Genomic DNA, 2,981 nt, shown 5'->3' with positions numbered 1-2,981 from the left:
CACCGGTCAGAAGCGCGGTGTACGCGGCCGTGGTGGCCGCCGAGGAGCGCGGGGACGCGTACGCCATGGCGGGCATCGTCAAGGACGCGGGCGACGACCCGGACGTCACGCACGGGGCGCTGGTGCGCTCGACGGTACGGAGGCTGCCGCCGGGCTCGGGGGTGGTCTTCAGGGCGGGCCCGGGCGTGGGCACGGTCACCCGTCCCGGCCTGCCGCTCGAAGTGGGCGAACCGGCGGTCAATCCCGTACCCAGGCAGCTGATGCGCGAGCATGCGGCGCTGGTGGCGGAGCGCGCGGGTACGACTGCGGACGTGGAGATCACGATCTCGGTCGACCACGGCGAGGAGATCGCCCGCTCCACGTGGAACCCCCGGCTCGGCATCCTCGGCGGCCTGTCGATCCTCGGCACGACCGGCATCGTCGTGCCCTACTCCTGCTCGGCGTGGATCGACTCCATCAGGAGGGGCGTGGACGTGGCGCGGGCCGCCGGGCGCACGCATGTGGCGGGCTGCACCGGTTCGACGTCGGAGAGGACGGTCGTGGCGGAGTACGGCCTGCCGGAGGACGCGCTGCTCGACATGGGCGACTTCGCGGGCGCGGTCCTGAAGTACGTGCGCCGCCACCCGGTCGACCGCCTCACCATCTGCGGCGGCTTCGCCAAGCTCTCCAAACTGGCGGCGGGCCACCTGGACCTCCACTCGGCCCGCTCCCAGGTGGACAAGGCCTTCCTGGCGGAACTGGCCCGAGCGGGCGGCGCGGCCGAGGACCTGGCCGCCAGGGTGGCCACCGCGAACACGGGCCTGGAGGCCCTGCGCCTGTGCGAGGCGGCCACGGTCCCCCTCGGCAACCTGGTAGCCACCACAGCCCGCACCGAGGCCTTGACGGTCCTACGCGGCGCCCCGGTGGACGTAGACGTCATCTGCATCGACAGAACAGGAAAGGTGGTGGGCCGAAGCACTCCGGAGGGGGCGCTCCGTAGGGGACGCGGGGAGGACGCGGGCAGCGCCCCATCAGGGGACGCGGGGAGGACGCGGGCAGCGCCCCGTCAGGGGCGCGGGGAACTGCGCGACCAGCCACGACGCACCCGCGGGGAACGGGAAGCCACGACGCACCGGCAGGGAAGCCACGACGCCCCCGCAGGGAATGGGAAGCCATGACGCCCCCGCAGGGAAGGCGGCGCCCGCCACGGGCGTCAGCAGACGTGCCGCTCCCGCTCGGGAGAGTAAAGATGGCTGTCCCGGAACGCCGGGGCACCCAACGTGCGGCCGACCATGATGACGGCCGTGCGGACGACACCCGCGGACTTCACCTGCCCCGCGATGTCCGCGAGCGTGCCCCGGAGGACCACCTCGTCCGGACGGCTCGCCATGGCCACCACGGCCACCGGGCACTCGGCCCCGTAGTGCGGCAGCAGCTCCTCGACCACCCGGTCCACGTAGCCCGCGGCGAGATGCAGGACGAGCAGCGCCCCGCTGCGCCCCAGCGTGGCCAGGTCCTCGCCCTCGGGCATCGCCGTGGCCCGCTGCGCGATCCGCGTGAGGATCACCGTCTGCCCGACGGTCGGCACCGTCAGCTCCCGCTTGAGGGCCGCCGCCGCGGCGGCGAACGCGGGCACACCCGGCACGACCTCGTACGGCACGCCCGCCGCGTCGAGCCGCCGCATCTGCTCCGCGACCGCGCTGAAGACCGAGGGGTCGCCCGAGTGCAGCCGCGCCACGTCGAGCCCCGCCTCGTGCGCCCGCACCAGCTCGGCGGTGATCTGGTCCAGGTCGAGCTGCGCGGTGTCCACCAGGCGCGCCCCCTCGGGGCACTCGGCGAGCAGTTCGCGCGGCACGAGCGAACCCGCGTACAGGCAGACCGGGGACGCCGCGAGCCTCCGGGCGCCGCGCACCGTGATCAGGTCGGCGGCGCCGGGCCCCGCGCCGATGAAGTACACGGTCATCGTTGATCTCCAGACTTGGTGACGGACCACTGGGTGACCGGCATGGCCTGCCGCCACCCGGTGAAGCCGCCGACGGGGACGGCCTGCGCGACGGCGAGCCGCACCAGCTCGCCGCCGTGACGGCGGTACCACTCCGTGAGCAGGGCCTCGGACTCCAGCGTGACGGTGTTGGCGACGAGGCGCCCCCCGTCCGGCAGCGCCGCCCAGCAGGCGTCGAGCAGCCCCGGCGCGGTGAGGCCGCCGCCGATGAACACGGCGTCGGGAACGGGCAGTCCGGCGAGCGCGCCGGGCGCGGAGCCGGTGACGACGCGCAGCCCGGGAACACCGAGCCGCTCGGCGTTGCGCCCGATCCGCTCGGCGCGCACGGCGTTCTTCTCGACGGTGACCGCACGGCACGAGGGATGCGCCCGCATCCACTCCACCGCGATCGACCCCGAGCCGCCGCCCACGTCCCACAGGAGCTCACCGGGCGCGGGCGCGAGGGCCGCGAGGGTGGCGGCGCGGACGTAGCGCTTGGTGAGCTGCCCGTCGCTCTCGTACGCCGCGTCGGGCAGTCCGGGCACGGCCCCGAGCCGCAGCGCCTCCGGGGCGCGCCGGCACTCGACCGCGACGACGTTCAGCGGCGCGCCCGGCGGGTGCGACCAGGCGTCGGCCGTGTCCTCGTACGACTTCTCGTGCGCCGAGCCGAGCTGTTCCAGGACGCGCAGCCCGCTCGGGCCGTAGCCGCGCTCACGGAGCAGGGCGGCGACCCCGGCGGGCGTCGCGGCGTCCGCGCTGAGCACGAGCAGCCGCCGTCCGTCGTGCAGCGCGGCGGCCAGGCGCGCGGCCGGGCGGCCGACCAGCGTCACGACCTCCGTGTCCTCGACCGGCCAGCCGAGGCGCGCACAGGCGAGGGAGACGGACGAGGGGTGCGGCAGGACGCGCAGGGCCGCGGGGCCGACTTCCTCGGCCAGGGCCCGGCCGATGCCGTAGAACATGGGGTCGCCGCTGGCCAGGACGGCGATGCGGCGCCCGGCGTGGGCGGCGAGCAGGGCGGGCA

3 protein-coding genes are annotated in these 2,981 nt (G+C 75.4%); 1 reads left to right on the top strand and 2 read right to left on the bottom strand.

What is annotated here, in order from left to right; translation table 11 throughout:
• Positions 1-1,157, top strand: a 1,157-nt coding sequence (locus tag AB8Z36_RS36035; RefSeq protein WP_369217606.1) for a cobalt-precorrin-5B (C(1))-methyltransferase, incomplete at its 5' end; no start/stop codon positions are given.
• 35 nt (positions 1,158-1,192) lie between these two features.
• Here AB8Z36_RS36035 and cobM read toward each other — a convergent pair.
• Positions 1,193-1,942, bottom strand: coding sequence for a precorrin-4 C(11)-methyltransferase (gene cobM, locus AB8Z36_RS36030; RefSeq protein ID WP_369217605.1), 750 nt, complete (start codon positions 1,940-1,942; stop codon positions 1,193-1,195).
• A partial coding sequence (gene cbiE, locus AB8Z36_RS36025) for a precorrin-6y C5,15-methyltransferase (decarboxylating) subunit CbiE (RefSeq protein WP_369217604.1) occupies positions 1,939-2,981 on the bottom strand: 1,043 nt, incomplete at its 5' end. The genes cbiE and cobM, both read right to left, overlap by 4 nt.

Origin of the sequence: Streptomyces flavofungini (assembly GCF_041028215.1) — a bacterium.
Lineage (GTDB): Bacteria > Actinomycetota > Actinomycetes > Streptomycetales > Streptomycetaceae > Streptomyces > Streptomyces flavofungini_B.
This window is presented reverse-complemented; position numbering and strand designations above follow the sequence as displayed.